Source organism: Pseudomonas sp. 3-2 (genome assembly GCF_019710535.1).
GTDB classification, from domain to species: domain Bacteria; phylum Pseudomonadota; class Gammaproteobacteria; order Pseudomonadales; family Pseudomonadaceae; genus Aquipseudomonas; species Aquipseudomonas pharyngis.
The window spans coordinates 3,341,806-3,363,618 of record NZ_CP081200.1 but is presented as its reverse complement, the minus strand read 5'-3'; the positions used below and the strand labels follow the sequence as shown (position 1 = coordinate 3,363,618).

Annotated in this window: 20 protein-coding genes and 2 pseudogenes; 12 read left to right on the top strand and 10 right to left on the bottom strand. The window is 59.0% G+C overall.

The genetic code is table 11. The annotated features are described in order from the left end of the window. Positions 1–3 precede the first annotated feature (3 nt). Positions 4–933: a ZIP family metal transporter gene (locus K3819_RS15110; RefSeq protein WP_085610298.1), complete on the top strand. Its 930-nt coding sequence runs from the start codon at positions 4–6 to the stop codon at positions 931–933. Positions 934–1,052: 119 nt separating this feature from the next. Continuing rightward, on the top strand, positions 1,053–1,853 hold the full coding sequence (locus K3819_RS15105) for an alpha/beta fold hydrolase (protein ID WP_221397354.1): 801 nt from the start codon (positions 1,053–1,055) through the stop codon (positions 1,851–1,853). Between the two features lie 108 nt (positions 1,854–1,961). Here K3819_RS15105 and K3819_RS15100 read toward each other — a convergent pair whose 3' ends face one another. Both K3819_RS15100 and K3819_RS15095 read right to left on the bottom strand, forming a co-directional pair. Further along, positions 1,962–2,864: a bestrophin family protein gene (locus K3819_RS15100; RefSeq protein WP_039768508.1), complete on the bottom strand. Its 903-nt coding sequence runs from the start codon at positions 2,862–2,864 to the stop codon at positions 1,962–1,964. 173 nt (positions 2,865–3,037) lie between these two features. Next, positions 3,038–3,331, bottom strand: a pseudogene (locus tag K3819_RS15095) (Npt1/Npt2 family nucleotide transporter); the annotation flags it as partial. 52 nt (positions 3,332–3,383) lie between these two features. On the opposite strand from K3819_RS15095, the pseudogene K3819_RS15090 reads away from it, so the two are divergent. Both K3819_RS15090 and K3819_RS15085 read left to right on the top strand, forming a co-directional pair. Continuing rightward, a pseudogene (locus tag K3819_RS15090) lies at positions 3,384–3,698 on the top strand (peptide-methionine (S)-S-oxide reductase MsrA); the annotation flags it as partial. A gap of 215 nt (positions 3,699–3,913) precedes the next feature. Further along, positions 3,914–4,429, top strand: coding sequence for a cupin domain-containing protein (locus K3819_RS15085; protein WP_221397353.1), 516 nt, complete (start codon positions 3,914–3,916; stop codon positions 4,427–4,429). Between the two features lie 267 nt (positions 4,430–4,696). Here K3819_RS15085 and K3819_RS15080 read toward each other — a convergent pair whose 3' ends face one another. Further along, entirely contained in the window at positions 4,697–6,487 is a 1,791-nt protein-coding gene (locus K3819_RS15080) for a thiamine pyrophosphate-requiring protein (RefSeq protein ID WP_221397352.1), read from the bottom strand. A 264-nt stretch (positions 6,488–6,751) separates the two neighbouring features. Between K3819_RS15080 and K3819_RS15075 the strand changes: the two genes are divergently transcribed. Then, positions 6,752–7,975, top strand: a complete 1,224-nt coding sequence (locus K3819_RS15075) for a zinc-dependent alcohol dehydrogenase (RefSeq protein WP_221397351.1) — start codon at positions 6,752–6,754, stop codon at positions 7,973–7,975. Positions 7,976–8,099: 124 nt separating this feature from the next. On the opposite strand, the gene K3819_RS15070 is transcribed toward K3819_RS15075, so the two are convergent. The 3 genes from K3819_RS15070 to K3819_RS15060 all read right to left on the bottom strand — a co-directional run bounded on the left by K3819_RS15070 (position 8,100) and on the right by K3819_RS15060 (position 10,774). Further along, the gene (locus tag K3819_RS15070; protein ID WP_221397350.1) at positions 8,100–8,759 is read right to left on the bottom strand and encodes a carbonic anhydrase; all 660 of its coding nucleotides are present in this window, start codon (positions 8,757–8,759) and stop codon (positions 8,100–8,102) included. Between the two features lie 134 nt (positions 8,760–8,893). Further along, the gene (locus K3819_RS15065) at positions 8,894–9,403 is read right to left on the bottom strand and encodes a nucleoside deaminase (protein ID WP_011334143.1); all 510 of its coding nucleotides are present in this window, start codon (positions 9,401–9,403) and stop codon (positions 8,894–8,896) included. Between the two features lie 30 nt (positions 9,404–9,433). Continuing rightward, positions 9,434–10,774 carry a nucleobase:cation symporter-2 family protein gene (locus K3819_RS15060; protein ID WP_221397349.1) on the bottom strand — a complete coding sequence of 447 codons (1,341 nt, stop codon included), beginning with the start codon at positions 10,772–10,774 and terminating at the stop codon, positions 9,434–9,436. A gap of 214 nt (positions 10,775–10,988) precedes the next feature. Between K3819_RS15060 and K3819_RS15055 the strand changes: the two genes are divergently transcribed. Continuing rightward, a complete protein-coding gene (locus K3819_RS15055; RefSeq protein ID WP_221397348.1) occupies positions 10,989–11,903 on the top strand; it encodes a LysR family transcriptional regulator in 915 nt (304 codons plus the stop codon). 60 nt (positions 11,904–11,963) lie between these two features. Here K3819_RS15055 and K3819_RS15050 read toward each other — a convergent pair whose 3' ends face one another. After that, positions 11,964–12,722 (bottom strand): SDR family NAD(P)-dependent oxidoreductase, encoded by a 759-nt coding sequence (locus tag K3819_RS15050; protein WP_085610293.1) that lies wholly within the window; start codon positions 12,720–12,722, stop codon positions 11,964–11,966. Positions 12,723–12,952: 230 nt separating this feature from the next. On the opposite strand from K3819_RS15050, the gene K3819_RS15045 reads away from it, so the two are divergent. Further along, the gene (locus tag K3819_RS15045) at positions 12,953–14,407 is read left to right on the top strand and encodes an MFS transporter (RefSeq protein ID WP_221397347.1); all 1,455 of its coding nucleotides are present in this window, start codon (positions 12,953–12,955) and stop codon (positions 14,405–14,407) included. Positions 14,408–14,413: 6 nt separating this feature from the next. Here K3819_RS15045 and K3819_RS15040 read toward each other — a convergent pair whose 3' ends face one another. After that, complete coding sequence (locus tag K3819_RS15040) at positions 14,414–15,265, bottom strand: LysR family transcriptional regulator (RefSeq protein WP_221397346.1); 852 nt, start codon at positions 15,263–15,265, stop codon at positions 14,414–14,416. Between the two features lie 93 nt (positions 15,266–15,358). Then, the gene (locus tag K3819_RS15035) at positions 15,359–15,589 is read right to left on the bottom strand and encodes a hypothetical protein (RefSeq protein WP_221399702.1); all 231 of its coding nucleotides are present in this window, start codon (positions 15,587–15,589) and stop codon (positions 15,359–15,361) included. Between the two features lie 282 nt (positions 15,590–15,871). Between K3819_RS15035 and K3819_RS15030 the strand changes: the two genes are divergently transcribed. After that, positions 15,872–16,672 (top strand): DUF1206 domain-containing protein, encoded by an 801-nt coding sequence (locus K3819_RS15030; RefSeq protein ID WP_221397345.1) that lies wholly within the window; start codon positions 15,872–15,874, stop codon positions 16,670–16,672. Here the strand turns inward: K3819_RS15030 and K3819_RS15025 are convergent. Next, positions 16,666–17,580: a LysR substrate-binding domain-containing protein gene (locus K3819_RS15025; RefSeq protein ID WP_221397344.1), complete on the bottom strand. Its 915-nt coding sequence runs from the start codon at positions 17,578–17,580 to the stop codon at positions 16,666–16,668. The genes K3819_RS15030 and K3819_RS15025 overlap by 7 nt on opposite strands. Positions 17,581–17,777: 197 nt before the next feature. Between K3819_RS15025 and K3819_RS15020 the strand changes: the two genes are divergently transcribed. From K3819_RS15020 to K3819_RS15005, 4 genes are all read left to right on the top strand, one after another. After that, entirely contained in the window at positions 17,778–18,527 is a 750-nt protein-coding gene (locus tag K3819_RS15020; RefSeq protein WP_064381592.1) for an SDR family NAD(P)-dependent oxidoreductase, read from the top strand. A 97-nt stretch (positions 18,528–18,624) separates the two neighbouring features. Then, positions 18,625–19,923, top strand: a complete 1,299-nt coding sequence (locus K3819_RS15015; protein WP_064596576.1) for an MFS transporter — start codon at positions 18,625–18,627, stop codon at positions 19,921–19,923. 18 nt (positions 19,924–19,941) lie between these two features. Continuing rightward, positions 19,942–20,790, top strand: a complete 849-nt coding sequence (locus K3819_RS15010) for a transketolase (RefSeq protein ID WP_011334132.1) — start codon at positions 19,942–19,944, stop codon at positions 20,788–20,790. Beyond that, the gene (locus K3819_RS15005; protein WP_221397343.1) at positions 20,787–21,809 is read left to right on the top strand and encodes a transketolase family protein; all 1,023 of its coding nucleotides are present in this window, start codon (positions 20,787–20,789) and stop codon (positions 21,807–21,809) included. The genes K3819_RS15010 and K3819_RS15005 overlap by 4 nt, the downstream gene beginning before the upstream one ends. Positions 21,810–21,813 lie beyond the last annotated feature (4 nt).

Sequence of the window (21,813 nt, the reverse complement as noted above, 5' to 3'; positions counted from 1 at the left end):
GCGATGTCCGAGCCGTTGACCTCATCTGGCGCAACACTTCGCTCACGGTTTGTTCGACTCTCAAAATCCGGATGGGGCGGGCTAGCCTTCTGGTCAATTCTGATTGGCGTGACGCTTTGCTTGCTGATCAGCGGGTACGGCGCCTTCGTCGGCGCCAACAAACAAAATCTGCACTTTGCATTTCTCGGCGGCATGTCAGGCTTCGCTGCGACGGCCATAGGTGCGTTGGCAGCGATTGCGTTACGCGATATCGCCGCCAGAACGCAGGACATCATGCTCGGCTTCGCTGCCGGGATGATGCTGGCCGCCAGTTCGTTTTCGCTCATTCTTCCGGGTATCGAAGCCGCCCAGGCGCTGTACGGTAACCAGTTGCTCGCAGCCTGTGTCGTCGTCGCAGGATTGGGATTGGGGGTAGCGCTGATGGTCGGTCTGGATCGCTTCGTGCCTCACGAACATGAGAAAAGCGGTCGCCGTGGGCCCGAGGCGCAGCGCATCAATCGCGTATGGCTGTTTGTTCTGGCAATCACGCTGCATAACTTGCCGGAGGGGATGGCCATTGGAGTGAGCTTTGCCAATGGCGATATGAAGGTGGGATTGCCGCTCACCACTGCCATCGCCATTCAAGACATTCCCGAAGGCCTGGCTGTGGCGCTTGCGTTACGCGTGACCGGGATTTCAGCGCTTCGCGCTGCGCTTATTGCGGTGGGCTCAGGGTTGATGGAACCCATTGGCGCGATCGTCGGCTTGGGCATTTCGAGCAGCTTCGCATTGGGATATCCCATAGCGCTCGGTCTGGCGGCGGGCGCGATGATTTTTGTGGTGTCCCATGAGGTCATTCCCGAGACCCATCGCAATGGTCATGAGACACCTGCAACCTTGGGGTTGATGCTCGGTTTCGGGGTCATGATGTTTCTCGATACGGCTTTGGGTTGACCCTTTATTTCCCATCCATCATTGGACGGCTTGGTTGAAGAAACTGGAAGCAAAAATCCGACGGTAGACGTCGCGATCCCACCTGCACTGCCTTTCAATACGTGCAGCAAGGAGAAATCATGACAACGCACAGGCTGACAACGAAGGGCTTGCAGTTGAACGTTTCGATCTGCGGTCAAGGCTCTCCGCTGCTTTTGCTCAATGGTTTGGGTGGTTTGATTCGTACCTTCGATCCGCTGCGCAATGAACTTGACGACTTCATGACCATCACGCTGGACGTGCCCGGAGTCGGCAAGTCGCAAATGCCCCGTTGGCCCTTTCGCCTGCCACGCCATGCCGACGTGATTGCCGGGATGCTTGAGCAATTGGGGATCGACCAGGTCGATGTGTTCGGTGTGAGTTGGGGAGGTGCATTGGCTCAGGAATTCGCTCTTCGTTACCCGAGCAGGGTACGCAGGCTGATCCTCGCGGCGACCTCTCCCGGTCCATTGCTGCTGATGAAGCCTGCAGACGTTATGGATTTTTTCCGCAAGAGCAAAAACACCAACATGCACAAGCAAGAACGATCCGGCCATTCAGTTCAGACGCTGCTGCGGTTCGGTGTGATGAAGGGCATGCTCTCTGTTAATCCGCGAACCTACTATTTCCAGCTCGCAGCCTTGATTGGATGGACAAGCCTGCTTCGCTTGTCCCGACTGCTTCAACGCACGCTGATTCTTGCCGGCGACCGCGATCCGTTAATACAGGCGTACAACGGCCATATCCTGCGCCGCACAATTGGACGTTCAGAACTTCGCCTTCTGAAGGGTGAGGGACATTTCTTTGTGGTGACCAGCGCTAGACGAACTGCCGTCCTGGTCCGCGAATTTCTTTGCCGCCATTACGACGATGAAGAGAAGGCACCGAGGATCGCGAACTGAAACACCAAGGCTGGCCTGGAGCGCACACGCTCGTCTCATCAATAGTCGCTCTGCACCTGATAAAGAAAAGGGGGAGACCCGCTATCACACTGCTGCTAAAGCAGCGCCTCACGCGTGCTCTTCAAGCCTGCGCACATCACCCAACGAATCACGTTGCATCGACTGCAAGTTCTTTTCAATGGTTTCGCACAGTGCTTCCATTTGAATCTGGTGTTCGCTGTGGCGAAACGGGCTTTGCAGATCGGTGCCGATGCGTTCGATGGCCAGCAGCATGAATCCCACCACGGTCGACGCCAGCGGCGTGAACCAGCCCAGGGATTCGACCAGTCCCACCGGCACGATCAGGCAGAACAGCGAAATAAACAGCCGCGGAAAATAGACGTAAGGGTAGGGCAGCGGGGTATTGGCGATCCGCTCCATGCCGCCCTGACTGTTGGACAGGTCGACCAGCGTCGACTCAAGCCGCGCCAGGCGAATACTGTCCAGATGCCCGGCCTTGTATTCCTTGGCGAGCAAAGTCGCGGAGCCGGTGAGGATGTCGTTGGCAAAGTTATTGGTCGTGCCACTGCGGGCGAACTCTTCGGCGGGAATAAACGCCCGCACCTCGTCGGGACAAGGCTGGCCTTGCAGATGCGCGGCGAGGCAATTCACATACGCGACGTGGCGGCGCAGCAGAGTGGATTTGACCGGATTCACCTCGCCGCCGGCATCGTCCAGCAGCGTCAGCACCTGCCGGGCGAAGCTGCGAGAGTTGTTGATCATCGCCCCCCACAACGTCCGCGCTTCCCACCAGCGGTTGTACGCGCTGCTGTTGCGAAAACTGATCAATACGATCAACGCCGAACCCAGCAAGGTCAGCGGCATCAGCGGCAGGTTCAGCTTGGCGTTGAGAAACAGCATGAAGTCGACGGTGACGGCGATGTCCCACAGCAGCAACCAGAACAGAGACCAGCCCACGTAGCCCAGGGTCTTGATGATCAGGCGGTATTTTTTGACGATGGCAGCTTTCAAACGGAAACCTCGTGGCGAGCAGTTTGTTTAAACGCTTAAGCTCGGACGACGCCTGGCACCGGCAGTTCCCTGGTGAAGCAGCCAACCGTCAGTCAATCTACGAACGCAGAAGGGAACGGACAGAGCGACCGAGCAAAAAGTTGTTCGTCCGCTCTCTCAAAGACTCTTGAACACTAGGCGGGGGTTTGCCGCGCTGCCGACACACTGGATCGTCGGTCCGCCCGCTCGCCGAGCCGCCATCCCAGCAGACCCCATAGCAGTGCACACAACGCGCCGACCAGCGCTGCCATGCCTGCACCTTGGCCGAGCGCGTCCAGCGCGCTTTTCGCCCAGGCACTGATGGCGTCGCCGGCGCGGTAGACCACGGTGTCGATGACGTTCTTTGCCTTGTACTTGCTTTCGGCATCGAGCGGGGCAAACAGCATCTCCCGGCCTGGGCGAACGAGGGCGTACTCACCGATGCGGCGCGCCGTTCCGTCAACCGGTGTGGCTTGCCGAAACGCAAAGCTCCATTGCTGAGAAGTCGTGCAAGTCGACTTCGACCCCCGACTCATTTCCTACAGCCGTCTCGTCGAGCACTTCTGGACACTGCACGATCCAACGTCAGTCGACCGGCAGGGTGCGGACGTCGGGGCGAAATACCGTTCCGCGCTGTTTTTCAACAGTGCCGAGCAGTCCCGACTGGCGCTTGTCGCCAGGCAGCAACTGGATGCCAGTGGCCGGTTGGGCAAGCCAGTGGCTACGGTGATCCTGCCACTGGGTGAGTTTCAAAAGGCAGATGAAGAACATCAGCGCTACCTTGAAAAGCATGGTGGCAGCGCCTGTTCCATTTGATGCATAGGCAACGCTTTTGCCATCTGGGCCGGGGCGTTGCGATTTCTTGGGTCGGCGAGTGGGCAAGCCAATATTGGCGCAAGAGTGAATCCACAGGAACACGGGCAGGTGAGGGCGTATAAAAGTGATTAAAATCGTCGAAATACAGTTAACTACACTAAATGACCGTTTAGTCGAGTTATTACATAATGTATTGAAAATCAATGGAGCAGGCCATGAATCCGAGTCAGATCAGTGCGTCGAACTTGATTGCATCACTGGACCTTGAACCTCATGTTGAGGGCGGCTATTTCCGCAGGACATACCAGGCTGATCACCGGGACATGCTTGAAACCACGAGCGGCTCACGCTTTCTGATGACGTCGATTTACTACCTGCTTACCGAAGATTCACCGGTCGGCCAGTTTCATTTCAACCATTCGGACATCCTGCATTATTTCCATCTGGGCGATTCCATTGAGTACAGCTTGATCCTTGAAGACGGTTCACTGCAGACGTTGGTGATGGGCAGCGATGTTCTAGCCGGACAACATTTGCAATTGCACGTACCGGGCGGAATCTGGAAAGCCTCCAGACTGCTGAATGGCGAGAACGGATTTGGTTTGATCAGCGAAGCGGTTTCACCAGGCTTTGATTTTGCCGATATGGAAATGGGGAACCGGCAGAAACTCACAGCGCGGTATCCGCAGCATCGAGCGCTGATTGAAAAGCTGACGCGTGCCGAGGATTGAGAGCGGCACGTTTTAAATAGAGGGACCTACAGCCAACAAAGATCAGGTCGTTTGAAGGCGATGCTGGAGATCGAAATGGCGTGCGCAACCGGGCTGACTCCGTAATACTTTGTTACGTGTAATGTATATTATGTTAAATAGTGTTTCTGATCGGAACTTCCTCGGTTCACCTTTGACGCCAGGACGCCCTGACTCCCCGGCGTCCTGGTGATATGCAGATTGAAAACCAAGCCATCGTCACGAAACTCTTCGCGGGTCTTACCGTCACTACTTGCGCTTCCCGGGCAATACCGTCCCCAATACCTGTTTAGCCGTTTGCACGATGACGCCCGCTTCGTCCGGATCACCCTTGAGCAATGTGCTGGCGAATTTCTTTGCCTGTTCCAGCTTGATATGCGGCGGCAACGGCGGCACATTCGGGTCGGTCTTGAATTCAATGACGACCGGTACTTCGGAAGCTAACGCCTGCTCCCAGGCTGCGGCCACGTCTTCCTCCCGATCGACAAAAATGCCTTTGAGGCCGATGGAGATGGCGAACAGGTGGTAAGGCACATCCGGAATACTCTGCGAGGCAACGAATTTCGGATCGCCCTCCATCACGCGCTGCTCCCAGGTGACCTGATTCAGATCCTCATTGTTGAACACGGCACAGATCCACTTCGGGCTGTCCCACTGTCGCCAGTATTTGGCGACCGTTATCAGTTCGGCCATGTTGTTCATCTGCATGGCGCCATCGCCCACCAGGGCGATCACCGGCCGTTGCGGGAAAGCGAACTTCGCCGCGATCGCGTATGGCACAGCGGCGCCCATCGAGGCCAGGCCACCGGAGAGCGAGCACTTCATGCCCTTGCGGATTTTCAGGTCACGGGCGAACCAGTTGGCGCAAGAACCGGAGTCGCTGGTGATGATGGCCTGCTCGGGTAAACGCGGGGACAACTCATACACCACCCGTTGCGGGTTAACCGGGTCGGCCTTGGCCATCGCGCGCTTCTCGAGGGTTTTATCCCAGCTCGCCCGCCAGCCTTCGATCTTTTTACGCCACTTGCGCAGCGGCTTGTGTTCGAGCAACGGTGCCAGTGCCGCCAGGGTCTCGGCCGCATCGCCGGCAAGGTTCACCTCCATCGGGTAGCGCAGACTGAGCATGTCCGGTTGCAGGTCGATCTGAACCCCGCGCGCCTGCCCTTCTTTCGGCAAGAACTCGGCATAAGGAAACCCCGATCCGATCATCAGCAGGGTGTCGCACTCCGTCATCAATTTGTAGCTCGGTTCGGTGCCGAGCAGACCGATACAACCTGTGACCCAAGGCAATTCGTCCGGTAATACAGCTTTGCCGAGCAGTGCCTTTGCCACTCCGGCGCCCAGTTTCTCGGCAATCGCAAACACTTGCTCGCTGGCGTGCAGCGCTCCGGCACCCACCAGAATCGCAACCTTCTCTCCCGCATTCAGCACATCGGCCGCACGTTGCAGATCCGCGTCATAAGGCAGCACTTTCGGCTTGCTGTAACCAACCCCCGAATGCGCAGTGCCGTGGGCCCTCGCCGGCGCCTTGTACTCTAAGTCCTGCAGGTCGTTCGGCAGGATCAACGCAGTCACCCGGCGTTCGCCAATCGCCGTGCGCACCGCACGATCCAGCAAGTGCCGGACCTGAGAAGGCGCCGAGGCCTGTTGCACAAATGCTCCGGCCACATCCTTGAACATCGAGACCAGATCCAGCTCTTGCTGATAATGGCTGCCCAGTGCCGTGCGCGCCTGCTGCCCGACAATCGCCAGCACCGGCATGTGGTCCAGCCGAGCGTCGTACAGTCCGGTGATCAGGTGCGAGGCGCCGGGGCCGGATGTCGCGATGCACACACCCAATTCACCGGTGAATTTGGCATGGGCGGACGCCATGAACGCCGCCATTTCCTCGTGACGCGCCTGGACGAATTCGATCTTGCCGCCCGCCCGGCTCAACGCACCGAAGACGCCGTTGATACCGTCGCCGGGATAACCAAAAATTCGCGTCACACCCCATTGGCTCAGGCGTTCGACCAGAAAATCACCCACTGTCACCGTCATGTCCGACCTCATCTTTTCATTGCGTATGACATCCCGGTGCGCCGACATCCACGACACGCTCGGGAGATGTAAAGGTCTGGACCGCCCGGCGGACGGCGAAGTTTCGATTAATTGCGGATCACGACGGAGACGCAAGACAGGGTGATAAGGCGCTCTTCATTGTGAGGACCACCGCCAGTCACTTCCCCCGCCTTTCATTATGAACTTACGCTCTCCGTGTGCCCTCTCCCACTTACATCCAGTGAAAGTCAGAGGTAGGACGCCATGAGAGCACTTACGTATCACGGCGCGCACAGCGTCAAAGTCGACAACGTTGAGGATCCAGTCATCCAGGACAGCGATGACATCATTCTTCGAGTGACGGCAACCGCGATTTGCGGATCTGACCTTCACCTTTATCGAGGAAAAATTCCAACTGTCGAGCATGGCGATATTTTCGGTCATGAGTTCATGGGGATCGTCGAGGAGGCAGGTTCAGCGGTCACCGCCGTGCAGCCGGGCGATCGGGTTGTCATTCCCTTCGTTATTGCCTGCGGCAGCTGTTTCTTCTGCGCAATGGATCTGTTCGCGGCCTGCGAAACTACAAATACGGGGCGTGGAGCGATCTTGAATAAAAAGGCGATCCCCCCGGGAGCCGCGCTGTTCGGATTCAGCCATATGTACGGCGGAGTGCCTGGCGGGCAGGCCGAATACGTGCGTGTACCGAAAGCCAACACCGGGCCGTTCAAAGTGCCAGGGACACTGCCGGATGAAAAAGTTCTTTTCCTCTCCGACATCCTCCCGACTGCGTATCAGGCTGTAACGAACGCGGGGATTGGCAACGGCTCCAGCATCGCCATTTATGGTGCGGGCCCTGTCGGTTTATTAAGTGCAGCCTGCGCAAGAATGCTCGGGGCCGACCAGATTTTCATGGTCGATCACCATCCTTACCGCTTGGCTTACGCGCAGAAAACATACGGCGTAATTCCCATCAACTTCGATGAAGACGACGACCCTGCAGATACGATCATTCGGCAGACCAAAGGAATGCGGGGCGTCGACGGCGTCGTGGACGCGGTCGGGTTTGAAGCGAAAGGTAGTACGACGGAAACGGTTCTGGCGACACTCAAGCTCGAGGGAAGTAGCGGCAAAGCTCTGCGCCAGTGTATTGCAGCTGTCAGACGTGGTGGCATTGTGAGTGTCCCTGGAGTCTATTCTGGATTCATACATGGATTCCTTTTCGGGGACGCGTTTGACAAGGGTCTGACTTTCAAAATGGGTCAAACCCACGTGCATCGCTTCCTGCCGGAGCTGCTCCATCACATCGAGGCAGGCCGCCTCTCACCGGAGGTCATCATCAGCCATCGTATGTCGCTGGAACAGGCTCCGGAGGGCTATAAAATTTTTGATAAAAAGGAAGAGGATTGCCGCAAGGTCATTCTGACGCCGGGCGATAGCGATGTGGCTCTACCGGAACACGATGTCAACACCACGGCGTTGGCCACGTAAATGTGTGAATAAAAGAAAGGACGTGAAATATCAAACGATTGTGAGTCATCGGTGGGTCTTTGATTCGGGTCAGGGACCGATCGGCCGGGACGAAATTTTCCCCGTCCCGACCTGTCTGTCGGCGTTATATCTGACCACCGTTGCGCGCAGCGACGGCAACGGTGGTCGGTGAATCGGACAGTGGAACGAAGCGTCGAGTGGCTCCATCCAGCGCATCGATGCAACCTGCCTCGATGTCATAGACCCAGCCATGCAAATTCAAGCGTCCTTGCTCAAGCGCAAGCGCCACCGATGGATGAGTCCGCAGGTTCGCCAGTTGTGCGATCACGTTTTCACGAACGAGGCCATCGAGCTTGTCGCCTGGCGTATCGAACTCATGCGCCGCGTTGATCGCTTTCGCGGCGTCCGAGTGACGAAGCCAGTTGGCAACTGCCGGAAGATGATCCAGACACGTGCAGCGTGAAATCGCGCCCATCGCTCCGCAATCCGAGTGGCCGCAGATCACGATGTCCCGTACGCCGAGCACTGCAACCGCATATTCGACGGTGGCCGAAACACCACCCGGCTCAGGACCATATGACGGCACAATGTTGCCGGCGTTGCGGATCACGAACAGCTCACCCGGCTCACGCTGTGTGAGCAGTTCAGGCACTACACGACTGTCCGAGCACGTGACAAACAACGCCTTTGGGTTTTGCTCTGTCGCGAGCTGCCTGAAAAGCTCGACGCGTTGTGGATACACCTCACGCTGAAACCGCAGAAAGCCATCAATAATGTCACGCATAAAGTCCTCCAAAGCCTGATTCCGGATGCCGAGACGAGCACTTGATGCCTTCGCGTCTCAGTGGGGCGTCATTATTGCAGACGTCGCATGCGAGTGCGCGGCCTCACACCGCTCAAGCTTCGTTTCAAAACCTGTTACGACCAAAACCCCCTGTGCGGTTCAGCTGCCTCCCCCTCCAGCATCGGCCCCAACACGCTGACCTTGCGTTGCCCCTTGGCGAACACTTCGCGGCACGGCAGCGAGAACGTCGGGTTTTCCGGATGGTCCCCCGTCAGTCCCAGCAAGGCATGCTCCGACAAGGCATAGACCACACGTCCGATCCCCGTCCAATACACCGCGCCGGCGCACATGCAGCATGGCTCGGCGCTGGTGTACAGCGTGCACAGTTCCAACTCCTGCGGCGACAGCAGTTTGGCCGCTGCCGCCGCTGCCACCAACTCGGCATGCTGGGTTGGATCACCTTCCGGGGGCATCGAGTTGTTCCCCGCTTCGACAATCACCTTGCCGTTGCGGTCGGCCACCAATGCCGCGAACGGATGGCGACCGCGTTGCTTCGATGCCTCGGACAAGGCAATGGTCTGGCGCAGTAACGTCAGATCAAGCGCGCTGATGCCAGCCGGGATGAGTTCAGTCAATTGATTCATGGGTAACTCCAGGGCAGTGGAAAACAAAAGTCAGTCGGCCAGTTCAACCGATGTAGCGCCGATGGTTTCGGTCGATTTTTTTTCATCGTTGAGCAGAACGTTGAGGACGATGGCGGTGATCGCTCCGAGGAAAATCCCGCTGTCGAGCACCAGTTTCAGGGTCGGGCCGACGTGTTCGAACAGCGCCGGAAAGGACATCGGCAGCACCCCGACACTCACTGACACGGCGACGATAATGCCGTTGCGCGTGCCCTCGAATTGCACCCGTGACAGTTCCTGAATTCCCGCGACCGTGGTCATGCCGAACATCACAATCGCGCAGCCACCGAGCACCGGCGTCGGCACCGCGGCGATCAACGCGCCGAGTTTCGGGAACAGGCCCATCAGCACCATGATTGCCCCGGCAGCGGCCACAACGAAGCGGCTTTTAACGTTGGAGAGTGCAATCAAACCGGTGTTCTGAGTAAAGGCGTTGTAAGGAAAGCTGTTGAACAAGCCACCGAGCATGGTCGACAAGCCATCGGCGCGAAATGCATTGCCGAGGGTCTGTTGCGTGGTCGGTTTGCCGGTCAATTTGCCGATCGCCAGACAGTTGCCGGTGGTCTCGGCCATGATGACCAGCATCGCCAGGGTCATGATCAGAATCGGTACCGGCGCGAATTCCGGCGCGCCGAAAGCCATCGGCGCACTCAGCTCAAACCACGCCGCTTCGCTGACCCGATTGAAGTGAGTCATGCCGCAAGCCGCTGCGATCAGGCTGCCGACAAACAGGCCAATCAGCACGCTGAGGTTGCCGATGAAGCCCTTGAATCTGGCGTAGATCACCAGCGTCACACTGACCGTGGCCAAACCCAGCAACAGGTTGGCGGGATTGCCAAAATCTGCCGAGTCGGGATTGCCACCGCCCAGCCAGATCGCCGCGGCCGGCATCAGCGAGATGCCGATAATGGTGATCAGACTGCCAATCACCACCGGCGGAAAAAAACGCAACAAGCGGCTGAACACCGGTGCCAGCGCGACGGTGATAAATCCCGCCGCGATCACCGCACCGAAAATCTGACTGAGGCCGAACTCCTTGCCAATCATGATCATCGGCGCCAGGGCAATGAACGAGCAGCCCTGAATCAGCGGCAGGCGGGCGCCGAACTTCCAGAAACCGAGGGTTTGAATCAGCGTCGCCACACCAGAGGTCAACAGGTTGGCGTTGATCAGCAACACGACTTGCGCCGAGGTCAGCCCCATCGCGCTGCCAAGAATCAGCGGCACCGCCACCGCTCCCGCGTACATCACCAGAACATGCTGCAAGCCAAACGTGAACAACTGGCGCAGTGGCAAAACCTCGTCCACCGGATGAATGCGTTGTGTGGTCATTTCACACGCTCCTGAAGGTGCGGCATCTGTTGAGATTGCGGGCATGCCCAAGGCGTTTGATAGGTGCATCCGCCCCGGAGATCGTTTGAAGCGGGGCCATATTTGAACGTTTATTGCGATGAAACAAATTAGCAACCATCGCTTTTTCCGATGGCACGGATCTGGCATCCGTTAGCCGCTCCAAACCTTCATTTTCGAACCGGGAGTTCAACGCTTGCGCTTCTCACTCGATCAACTGTTGATGTTCGTCCAAGTGGTCAAAAGCGGATCGTTTTCCGCCGCCGGGCGCAAACTGGGCAAGACCCAATCGACCATCAGCGCATCGATTGCCAACCTCGAAACCGACCTTGGCGTCGACCTGTTCGACCGCAGCAACCGCAGCCCTGCCCTCACCGCCAGCGGCCACAAATTGCTGGTGCAGGCCGAAGCCGTGCTCGAACGCTGCATGACCTTCGAAGCCCACGCCGATTGTCTGTCGGAAAACGTAGAACCCAGCCTGACACTGGCCATTGAAACGCCGTACGGCCCGATCATGCCGGTGCTCAAAGCCTTCGAAGCAGCCTTCCCCTTTGTCGACCTGATCATTCGTCATCCGGTCCATGGCGACGTCAGTGAACTGGTCAGCAGCGGCGAAGCGGTGCTCGGTGTGGCGTTCTCACAGCCCGGCTACCCCAAGGAGCTGGCGTTCCAGCAACTGGGCAAACTGATCATGCTGCACGTCTGCCATCCCCAGCACCCATTGGCGCAACTCGATAACGTCACGTTCGAGGATCTGCACGTCCATCGCCGCCTTGCCTTCAGCGCCCACGCGAGCAAACTGCCGAGCAGCGAATATCTGCGTTCGACCCAGTTGTGGCAGGCGGAAAGCTATCTGGCGTTATTGGAAATGGTCCGCGCCGGACTCGGCTGGGCCACCCTGCCTCGCCAACTCATTCAGCGTGAACTGGCCAAGGGTGAGCTGGTGGAACTGCAGCTCTCGGCGTATCCGCATACCGACTGGCAGATTGGTGTGGATTTGCTCTGGGCGCGGCAGCGGCCGTTGGGTAAGGCAGAGCGATGGCTGAAGGAGAAGTTGCAGGGCAACAAGGTGTATGAACTGGATCGCAACGGGCAGACCACCACGCTTTGAGATCAATGCAGATGGAACAAGTCGCCTTACGCCTGCCCGATGCTTTACCAATCCCCTGCTTCAGATTTGCGATAAACCACCATCGACCATCAGCTCCACGCCGTTCACGTATCTGGCGTCGTCCGAGGCGAGAAACAGTGCCGCGCTGGCAATTTCTTCGGGTTGCGCCATGTAGCCCAATGGCGTGATTTGCTCGACGTGCTGGCGCAGCGCGGCAATGTCGCTCTCGCTCATTTTCAGCCCGTTGTCCATCAGCGGTGTGCGGGTGAAGCCAGGGCTCAACACGTTTGCGCGGATTTTGCGGTCCTTGAGCTCATTGGCCCACGTGCGTGCAAACGATCGCACCGCCGCCTTCGACGCGTTGTACAGACTCAATCCTTCCATGCCGTTGCTGGAGCAGATTGAGGCAGTCAAGACGATGGACGAAGCGTCTTTCATCAACGGAAGAAGCGTTTGAACGCTGAAGAAAACGCCTTTCACGTTCACGTCGAACATGGCGTAGTAAGCCGCCTCGCTGGTCTCTCCGAGCGGATTTTTCTCACAGATCCCGGCATTTGCGAACACTGCGTCCAGCCGATCGTCGCGCGTTTGGATTGTCGCTTTGAGCGTGTCGAGATCGGCCTGAAGCGAGACATCGGAAACCACCGCGACAGCTTTGTCGCCGAGTCTGGCAACTGCCGCCTCCAGCCTGTCTGCTGCCCGTCCAGTGATGTAAACGCGTTCGGCGCCCTCGGCGATCAAGGCTTGCGCGATGGAAAACCCGATCCCTGTGGAACCGCCGGTCACGACGGCAACCTGATCGCTGAATTTACCTGACATGTCTGACTCCTCGGTCGCTGATGAAGGGAATGTCTGAAACGACCTGGCCCATGGTGAGCGTCAACGGCGCAGAACGGCACTGACAGGAATGAACGTTGGCCGTGCAGTTTTGTAAGGCGAAAACGCAGTAGCGATTGCCTAAATTGGGACGCGGTGACCTGACCCGGGCAGGCGCGAAGCCTTGCCCTTCAGTCGTCGTCAAACCTGAGTTTCCCTACAGGATGCCTGTCATGTCTCGAATCGAAATCGAAGTGCCCAAACCCCGGCGCTGGTTGATGTTTGCCATCTTGCTCGTCGGTGCGTTTCTGCCGCCCCTGGATTTTTTTATCGTCAACGTCGCCCTGCCCTCGATACAGGAGGATCTGGGGACAGGCTCCTCTGCCGAGCAGCTGGTGATTTCTTCCTATGCAACGCTCTATGCCGTGACGCTGATTACCGGCGGACGACTCGGCGATCTGTACGGCCGCGGGCGGATGTTCTTCCTTGGCCTGCTGGGCTTCGCCGCCGCGTCGCTGATGTGCGGCCTGGCGGTTTCGCCGTGGATGCTCATCCTCGGACGCGCCTTGCAGGGTGTGACCGCCGCGGTAATGGCCCCTCAGGCACTTGCATCGGTGCAGGCGATTTTCCCAGTGTCGGAAAGACCATTGGCATTGAGCATTTACGGGGCCGTATTTGGACTGGCGTCTGTGATCGGTCAGGCACTGGGCGGCTTTTTGATTGAGGTCGACGTGTTGGGCATGGGATGGCGCGCGATCTTCCTGGTCAACCTGCCGATCGCGTTGCTGGTGATTGCGTTCGGCATCCGTGTGCTCAAAGAAACCCGTGCGCAACACGCGAGCAAGCTGGATCTGGTGGGCACCGCGTTGTCGATGCTGACCCTGACCACCCTTGTGGTGCCGTTGATTGAAGGCCGCGAGGCGAGATGGCCGTGGTGGGCCTGGCTGTCGCTGGCCGCCAGCCCTGTGCTGGCGGTAGTGTTCTGGCGCTACGAGAACCGTTTGCACCGAGCCGGAGGAACTCCCATCCTCGCCCCGGCCGTACTGAATGCACCGGGCCTGGGGCGAGCGCTTCTGGTCGCGCTTTGCTTCTATTCAATCGGTGTGTTTTTTCTGATGTTTTCGATGTACATGCAAAGCGCATTGCATATGAGCGCACTGCATGCCGGCCTGATCTTTCTGCCGTTTGGCGCGGGATTTCTGCTCGGTCCCCTGTCGGTTCCGCTCCTCAGGCGCGTCCTCGGGAGCTACGTGAATCCGGTAGGCATGGGGCTGGAAGTAGTCGGATTGCTATGGCTGGGCTGGCTCGTGTCAGTGACACCGACTACCCTCGCCCCGCCCTTCACTTCCATGACGGTCATCCTGTTCCTGATCGGTCTGGGACAGGGGCTCGGCCTGCCGACGTTGATGCGCATGGTCACGGGCCGGGTAGCGCCGGCGTATGCCGGGATGATCGCAGGCATTACCAGCGCCACGCTGCAGATCAGCACATCGCTGAGCGTCGCACTGATTGGCGGTGTGTTTTATACCTTGCTGGGAGAACCGGCGACGGCGGTCAGCATCACTCATGCGTTCACGATCGCTGTTCTGTGCATCGCCGTTTGCCTGGCCGTAGGGGCAGCGATAAGCCTGACGTTAGCGCGCGAGCCAGCGACGGTAGCGCAAGCCTCGGCTGTTTGCCCGACCTGAGGCGCGCTACCCCGCACCGATCATGTTGGAGGCGAGGTCGGCCAGCGCGCGCAGCCGGTCCATCTGGCGCATGTCCTGGTGATACCCCATCCAGATGTCCCGCCCTGGCGGTGGCTCGTCCTCATCCAGCAGTCGCAGTCCCGGCACGGAGTCGCCGAGGACGCGGGGCAACACCGCAACACCCAGCCCCTTCGCGCACATCTGTGCCTGAACCGTACGGCTGCTGCTGGTGAACACGGTGCGGGCCAGCGGATAGCGTTGCTGCAGCCATTGCACGTCCGGGTAATGGGCCTGGGCGATGTTCATCAGGATCAGGCCAAGCCCCTCGCCGTCCGGCTGCGGCGCCGGGACATGCAAAGCCGCGTATAGGCCGTACGACAGAGTTGTCAGCTTGCGGTGCACTATGTCGGGTTCGGTGAAAGGCACGATCCGGAAAGCGATGTCGGCATCCCGGCGGGCAAGGTCGAACAGTCGATGCCCGGCGATGACTTCGGGAACGATCAACGGGTAGCGGTGCACCAGTTCGCTGAGAACCGGCGACAAAACATGACAGGCGAACCAGTCGGCTGAGGATATCCGCAACAGGCCTTCAGGCTGATCACCATGCCCCGCCAGACGCCGCTCGATGGCCAAGGCGCTGTGTTCCATGTCCTGCGCCAGACCGAGAATCCTCTCGCCACTGTCCGTGAGCACCAGCCCTTGGGCGGTCCGCAGGAAAAAGGTTTGCCCGCTGGTTTGTTCAAGCACCTGCAAGCGCCGTCCGACCGTCGGATGACTGACCCCCAACTCCCTGGCGGCTCCGCCCAGCGAGCCGTTGCGGGCAATCGCCAGGAAGATCCGCAAGTCACTCCAGTCCATGCCCTCGCCCCGTACAAAAATGAACATTGAGTGGTCAGCTTATAGTTCAAGTAGATGGCTGCTCATGAATTTCGATTCAGTCAGCCGATCTGATCAGCCTCGCGACAATGACTTCAAACGCTCCACCAGTGCGGCTTCGAAAATGATGTACAGCTTCTCGGCATCGCCGGCACGCAACGCCCCGCCGGTTTCCAGTCCCAGCACGAAACCATCCGCCCGCGCCCCTGCCTTGACAGCAATGATCATCGAGTCTGCCCGGACAATCTGCGCCAGCAGTCGATCCGCTTCTCGCTGAATCTTGTCGCCCAACACCACGCCTTCCACATCGCCACCCAATACGTTCAATTAGACATCCAGTACATGACCGCGATAACCGCTGAAACCCAGATGATGGTCAATACAATCGAGTAACCAGCCAGTTGCTTGTCCATTTTCACCACGGCATCAATATGAATCTGAATGATGGGTCAGGATCGTCCGGCTCGCAACGTCAGCTCGTCCCCTTCATCCATCGCACTCCGGGTAAATGTCCGGACTCCGATTTGTAACAGAACCCCTTTCAGCGACAAGGGTCTGCTCTCTTAATACACCTCGGAAATCTATCCAATGTCCGCGCAACGCAGTCTCGTCATACTCGCTCGGGGCGGATACGCCGCTCGCGGAGTGCTTTATTTGATCATCGGCATATTCGCGCTATTGGCAGCCCAGGATTCGACAAAACCCAAAGACAGTCACAAGAGCCTGGAGGCCTTGCTGAGCCAGCCGTTCGGCTATTTTCTGGTGGGCCTTGTGGTGGCGGGTCTGCTTGCGTTTGCAGCCTGGCGTGTCCTGCAAGCGATACGCGATGTCGATCATCACGGCACGCAGCTCAAAGGGCTGGTGATTCGTGCAGGCCTGTTTGCAGGAGGTCTGGTCAACGGTGCTCTGGCGTTTTTTGCGTTGGGCCTGCTTGTGAGTGGTAGCCGCAGTTCGAACCATTCCGCAGAGCAGACCAAAGACTGGCTGGCGCATCTTTTGTCGTGGGAACACTCGAATCTATTGTTGTACCTGATTGCGCTCATTCCGCTGGGGGTTGGCGTTGCGCACATCATCAAGGGCTGGAAGGCCTCGTTCGAGAAGTATTTTGAGGCCGACGAAGAGGTCATGCGCTATGTCCGTCCGGTGTCTCGCTTCGGTCTGATCGCACGCGGCGTCGTGTTTATGGAGATTGCTTTGCTGCTGGCCGTCAGCGGTTCCGCTTATCAAGCCATGGACCCGCCAGGCATGAAGGAAGCGCTGGACGCGCTGCAGAATCTGCCCGCTGGATGGCTTCTTTTGATGGTAATGGCCCTGGGGCTGATTGCGTTCTCGGTTTACAGTTTCTCGGAAGCGTGTTGGCGCAAGATCAATATGGATGTGCTTCAGTAACTGAAGTCATGCCCCAACTCACGCTGCATCCATTCCAGAAAACGCCTCACCCGTGGAAACCCCGCATGCGCCTTCGGGAAAACCAGGTGGTGTGCGGTGATCGGGGCGCTCAACCCGGGAATGACTTCGACCAACTCGCCGCGCGCCAGGTAGTCCTGCGCCAGCAGCGTGCTTTCCAATGCAAATCCAAGCCCGTGGCTGGCGGCTTCGAGGGTCATGTAGGAGCGATCAAAGCTCAAGGTATAGGGGCTTTCAGGGCGCGACAGCCCGTGTTGAGCAAACAGTTGCGGCCACTTGATCAGCGTCGCTTCCGACAGGATCAGGTTGCAGTCCAGCAAGTCGGCGACGGCGCGGATCGGGCGTTTTTCCACAAGTTTGGGCGATGCGAGGACCGCGATTTTTTCGTTGCGCAACGTGCGCACTTCGAAACTTGGCCAGTTCGGCATGCCGTGGCGGATGTCCACGTCGATCTTGTCCCGACTGAAGTGCAGCGATTCATAAGAGCATGAGAGATTGAGCTGAATGTCGGGATGGCTCTCGCGAAACTGTTCCAGGCGCGGCATCAGCCACAACAGGCCGAAGCTGGGTGATGAATGCAATCGCAGACAGTCGAGGCTGACATCACTGGTCGCACGCTCTGTTGCCACCGCCAGGCTGTGCAGGATGCCGGAAATCTCGGACAGGTATTGCTCGCCCACGGGCGTCAACGTCACCCCTCTGGCCGTTCTGAGGAACAGCTGCCGCCCGATCATCGCCTCGAGTTTGGCCAGTTGGTGACTGACTGCCGAGGGCGTCAGGTCCAGCACTTCGGCCGCACGCGCGACGTTGCCAAAGCGCGCAGTTTGCTCAAAGGCCTGAATGGCTTTCAGGGGTGGCAGGATTGGCGGTGCTTCGCCGGATGAACTCATGATGAGGGTTATTCCGCTGCAAGTGGCTGAGGCCGGGCGTTCGGCTATTCAAACACCGCAACCGCATGTTGGCGAGTGCTGAATTTTTTTCAGCATCCAGTGAAGTTTGCGTTATTGCTCAGGGTCGTTGCGGGAGACAAGCTGAGTCATCGGTTCTGTACGGACCGACTCAATAACAACAATCAGAGGTTTCTCCCATGCTTCTTCAAGGCAAAGTCGCGATCATCACAGGTGCTGCCTCCGCACGTGGTATCGGCCGCGCGACAGCTACGACCTTCGCTCAACATGGCGCCCGGGTGGTGATTCTGGATCTGGACGCATCCGCTGCCCGCGATGCCGCTGCCTCTTTGGGCGAGGGTCATCTCGGCCTGGCTGCCAACGTCGCCGACGAGTCCCAGGTGCAGCAGGCTGTCGCCACCGTCATCGAACACTTTGGCCGGATCGACATACTGGTCAACAATGCCGGCATCACCCAACCCCTCAAGACCCTCGATATCCGCCCCGGTGATTACGACAAGGTGCTGGACGTGAGCCTGCGCGGTACGTTGCTGATGTCCCAGGCGGTGATTCCGCTCATGCGCCAACAAGCCAGCGGCAGCATCGTGTGCATGTCTTCGGTTTCCGCGCAGCGCGGCGGCGGCATTTTTGGCGGGCCTCATTACAGCGCCGCCAAGGCCGGTGTGCTGGGCCTGGCCAAGGCCATGGCGCGTGAACTGGGGCCGGACAACGTGCGCGTCAACTCCATTGCTCCCGGCCTGATTCACACCGACATTACTGGCGGCCTGATGCAGGACGAGCGCCGCCACGCGATCATCGACGGTATTCCGCTGGGTCGCCTGGGCGAGGCCCAGGATGTGGCCAATGCGGCGCTGTTCCTGGCCAGCGACCTGTCCTCCTATCTGACCGGCATCACCCTGGATGTGAACGGCGGCATGCTGATTCACTGACACACGTGGCGGGCCTCGCGGCCCGTGCGGTTCTGGATCGATGATACGGCCGGGCAGACTTGCCCGGCGGTCAATAAAAACAAGAGATCAGACCATCATGACTACCCTGTCGCTCGAAGCCGTTTCGGCGGTGCGTTCCAACGCCTACCGTAAAACCGCCTGGCGCCTGATGCCGTTCCTGATGCTGTGCTACCTGTGCGCCTACCTCGATCGCGTCAACGTCGGCTTTGCCAAACTGCAAATGATGAACGATCTGGCGCTCAGCGAAACAGTCTACGGGCTGGGCGCGGGCATGTTCTTCATCGGCTACTTTCTCTGCGAAGTGCCCAGCAACATCATCCTGCACAAGGTCGGCGCGCGAGTCTGGATCGCGCGCATCATGATCACCTGGGGCATTGTTTCCGCCCTCTTCGCCTTCGTCGAAACCGCCTGGCAGTTCTACGCCCTGCGCTTTCTGCTGGGCATTGCCGAAGCCGGCCTGGCGCCGGGTCTGCTGCTGTACCTCACCTACTGGTTTCCGTCCTACCGGCGTGCGCGCATGACGGTGTTGTGGTTCATCGCTATCCCGTTGTCGGGCATGGTCGGCGGTCCGCTCTCCGGCTGGATCATGAACCACTTCGCCGGTATGCACGGCTGGGCCGGCTGGCAATGGATGTTTGTGCTGGAGGCTGTGCCTACGGTGGTTGTCGGACTGTTGGTGCTCAGCTACCTCAAGGATGGCGTGCATCAGGCCAGTTGGCTCAACGACGACGAAAAAGCCCTGATCGCTCGTGAGCTGGCGGAGGACGACCAGCAGAAAGTGACGCATGCGTCCGTAGGCGAATTCATTCGTGACCGTCGCCTCTGGCTGCTCGCGGGGATCTATTTCTGTGTGGTGATGGGGCAGTACGCAATCACCTTCTGGTTGCCGACCCTTGTGCGTAATGCCGGGGTCTCCGATCCGATGAAGATCGGCTTGCTGACCAGCCTGCCTTACCTCTGTGCCATCGCCGCCATGTTGCTGGTCGGACGCAGTGGCGACAAACATCGCGAACGCCGCTGGCACCTCATCGTGCCGATGATCGCCGGGGCCATCGGCCTGACCCTCGCGGCGCTGATGGGAGGCAATGTGATGCTGTCCATTCTCAGTCTGTGCCTGGCGGCTTCCGGCATCCTGTCCGCGACCTCGCTGTTCTGGATGCTCCCCACCACGCTGCTTGGTGGTGTCTCCGCCGCGGCCGGCATCGCCGCCGTCAACAGCTTCGCCAACCTTGCCGGTTTCTGCTCGCCCTACCTGATTGGCTGGATAACCACACTCACAGGCTCCAGCGCTATCGGCATGTATCTGATCACCGGCGTGCTGCTGATCGGCGCCTCGCTGGTCCTGCGCATTCCTGCTGCCTTGGTCAATCGTTGATTCACAGGAGAATTCACCATGACTGCCAACCTTTCATTCACAACACCCCAGACGCTGGCCGAGCGCGCCCACAACATTCGCCGCCATGCCTTGCGCATGGGGCAGGTGCAAGGCCAGGGCTACGTCGGCCAGGCCCTCGGTGCGGCGGACCTGCTCGCGGTCGCCTACTTCCATGCGCTGAGCTATCGCCCCGAAGACCCGGCGTGGGAGCCGCGTGATCGTTTCTATCTGTCGATCGGTCACTATGCGATTGCGCTGTACGCGGCGCTGATCGAAGCCGAGATCATTCCGCTCGATGAGCTTGAAACCTACGGCTCGGATGACAGCCGATTGCCGATGTCGGGCATGGCCGCCTACACGCCGGGCATGGAAATCACCGGTGGCTCGCTGGGTCAGGGGCTGGGCATCGCGGTCGGGGCCTGCCTGGGTCTCAAGCGCAAGGGCTCGACATCGTTCGTCTACAACCTGCTGTCGGACGGCGAGCTGAACGAAGGCTCGACCTGGGAAGCCGTAATGTCGGCCTCGCACTGGAAGCTCGACAACCTGATCGCCATCGTCGATGTCAACAACCAGCAAGCAGACGGCCATTCCAGCGAGATCCTGTCGTTCGAACCCATCGTGGATCGCTGGAAAGCGTTTGGCTGGTTCACCCAGCGCGTCGACGGCAACGACCTGGACGCACTGGTCGAAGCCTTCGATGCCGCCCGCCACCACCCCGGCACTCAGCCACGGGTGATCATCTGCGACACCACCATGGGCAAAGGTGTGCCCTTCCTCGAAAACCGCGAAAAGACCCATTTCATCCGTGTGGACGAACACGAATGGGATCTGGCACTGACCACGCTTGAAGAAGGAAAAAACCAATGAGCAACGCCGCCAACACACCGACCTCGACTGGCGAACCGATCAAGAAGCGCCTGACCACCTCGGCGATGATTGCCTCGATTGCCTCTGAGGGCCGAGCCACCCGCTCAGCACCTTTTGGCCATGCATTGGCTGCACTGGCGGATCAGCGTCCGGACATCGTCGGCCTCTCCGCTGACCTGTCCAAGTACACCGACCTGCACATTTTCGCCAAGGCCCACCCGGATCGCTTCTATCAGATGGGCATGGCCGAACAACTGTTGATGAGCGCTGCCGCAGGCATGGCCCGCGAAGGCTTCGTGCCGTTCGCGACCACGTATGCGGTGTTCGCCTCGCGTCGCGCCTATGACTTCATCTGCATGGCCATTGCCGAGGAAAACCTCAACGTCAAAATCGTTTGCGGATTGCCCGGCCTCACCACCGGTTACGGCCCCAGCCACCAGGCCACCGATGACCTGGCGATCTTCCGGGCGATGCCCAACCTGATGATCGTCGACCCTTGTGATGCACTGGAAATTGAACAGGCCGTGCCCGCCATTGCCGCGCATCAGGGGCCGGTCTACATGCGGCTGCTGCGCGGCAACGTGCCGCTGGTGCTGGATGAGTACGGCTATCAATTCGAGATCGGCAAGGCCAAGACCCTGCGTACCGGCAACGATGTCCTGATCATCTCGACCGGATTGATGACCATGCGCGCATTGGAGGCTGCCAAGGCGCTGCAGACCGATGGCGTCGATGTCGCCGTGCTGCATGTGCCGACGATCAAACCGCTGGATGAACAGACCATTCTCGCCGAGGCCCGCAAGTCTGGCCGGCTGGTGGTTACCGCAGAAAACAGCTCGATTATTGGCGGGCTGGGTGAAGCGGTTGCCGGGGTACTGCTGCGCAACGGAGTGACGCCGACATTCAGGCAGATCGCATTGCCCGACGCCTTCCTCGACGCCGGTGCATTGCCGACACTGCATGATCGCTATGGCATTTCCACCGACGCCGTCTGCGCGCAAATCAAGTCCTGGCTTTGACTGC

Excerpts from the sequence above, each read along its gene's own strand:
- K3819_RS15050 (WP_085610293.1), bottom strand. The coding sequence starts at position 12,722 with ATGTCAGGTAAATTCAGCGATCAGGTTGCCGTCGTGACCGGCGGTTCC.
- K3819_RS15105 (WP_221397354.1), top strand. The coding sequence starts at position 1,053 with ATGACAACGCACAGGCTGACAACGAAGGGCTTGCAGTTGAACGTTTCG.
- K3819_RS15020 (WP_064381592.1), top strand. The coding sequence starts at position 17,778 with ATGCTTCTTCAAGGCAAAGTCGCGATCATCACAGGTGCTGCCTCCGCA.
- K3819_RS15025 (WP_221397344.1), bottom strand. The coding sequence starts at position 17,580 with ATGAGTTCATCCGGCGAAGCACCGCCAATCCTGCCACCCCTGAAAGCC.
- K3819_RS15075 (WP_221397351.1), top strand. The coding sequence starts at position 6,752 with ATGAGAGCACTTACGTATCACGGCGCGCACAGCGTCAAAGTCGACAAC.
- K3819_RS15060 (WP_221397349.1), bottom strand. The coding sequence starts at position 10,774 with ATGACCACACAACGCATTCATCCGGTGGACGAGGTTTTGCCACTGCGC.
- K3819_RS15065 (WP_011334143.1), bottom strand. The coding sequence starts at position 9,403 with ATGAATCAATTGACTGAACTCATCCCGGCTGGCATCAGCGCGCTTGAT.
- K3819_RS15040 (WP_221397346.1), bottom strand. The coding sequence starts at position 15,265 with ATGGACTGGAGTGACTTGCGGATCTTCCTGGCGATTGCCCGCAACGGC.
- K3819_RS15080 (WP_221397352.1), bottom strand. The coding sequence starts at position 6,487 with ATGACGGTGACAGTGGGTGATTTTCTGGTCGAACGCCTGAGCCAATGG.
- K3819_RS15110 (WP_085610298.1), top strand. The coding sequence starts at position 4 with ATGTCCGAGCCGTTGACCTCATCTGGCGCAACACTTCGCTCACGGTTT.
- K3819_RS15070 (WP_221397350.1), bottom strand. The coding sequence starts at position 8,759 with ATGCGTGACATTATTGATGGCTTTCTGCGGTTTCAGCGTGAGGTGTAT.
- K3819_RS15085 (WP_221397353.1), top strand. The coding sequence starts at position 3,914 with ATGAATCCGAGTCAGATCAGTGCGTCGAACTTGATTGCATCACTGGAC.
- K3819_RS15015 (WP_064596576.1), top strand. The coding sequence starts at position 18,625 with ATGACTACCCTGTCGCTCGAAGCCGTTTCGGCGGTGCGTTCCAACGCC.
- K3819_RS15030 (WP_221397345.1), top strand. The coding sequence starts at position 15,872 with ATGTCCGCGCAACGCAGTCTCGTCATACTCGCTCGGGGCGGATACGCC.
- K3819_RS15045 (WP_221397347.1), top strand. The coding sequence starts at position 12,953 with ATGTCTCGAATCGAAATCGAAGTGCCCAAACCCCGGCGCTGGTTGATG.
- K3819_RS15010 (WP_011334132.1), top strand. The coding sequence starts at position 19,942 with ATGACTGCCAACCTTTCATTCACAACACCCCAGACGCTGGCCGAGCGC.
- K3819_RS15005 (WP_221397343.1), top strand. The coding sequence starts at position 20,787 with ATGAGCAACGCCGCCAACACACCGACCTCGACTGGCGAACCGATCAAG.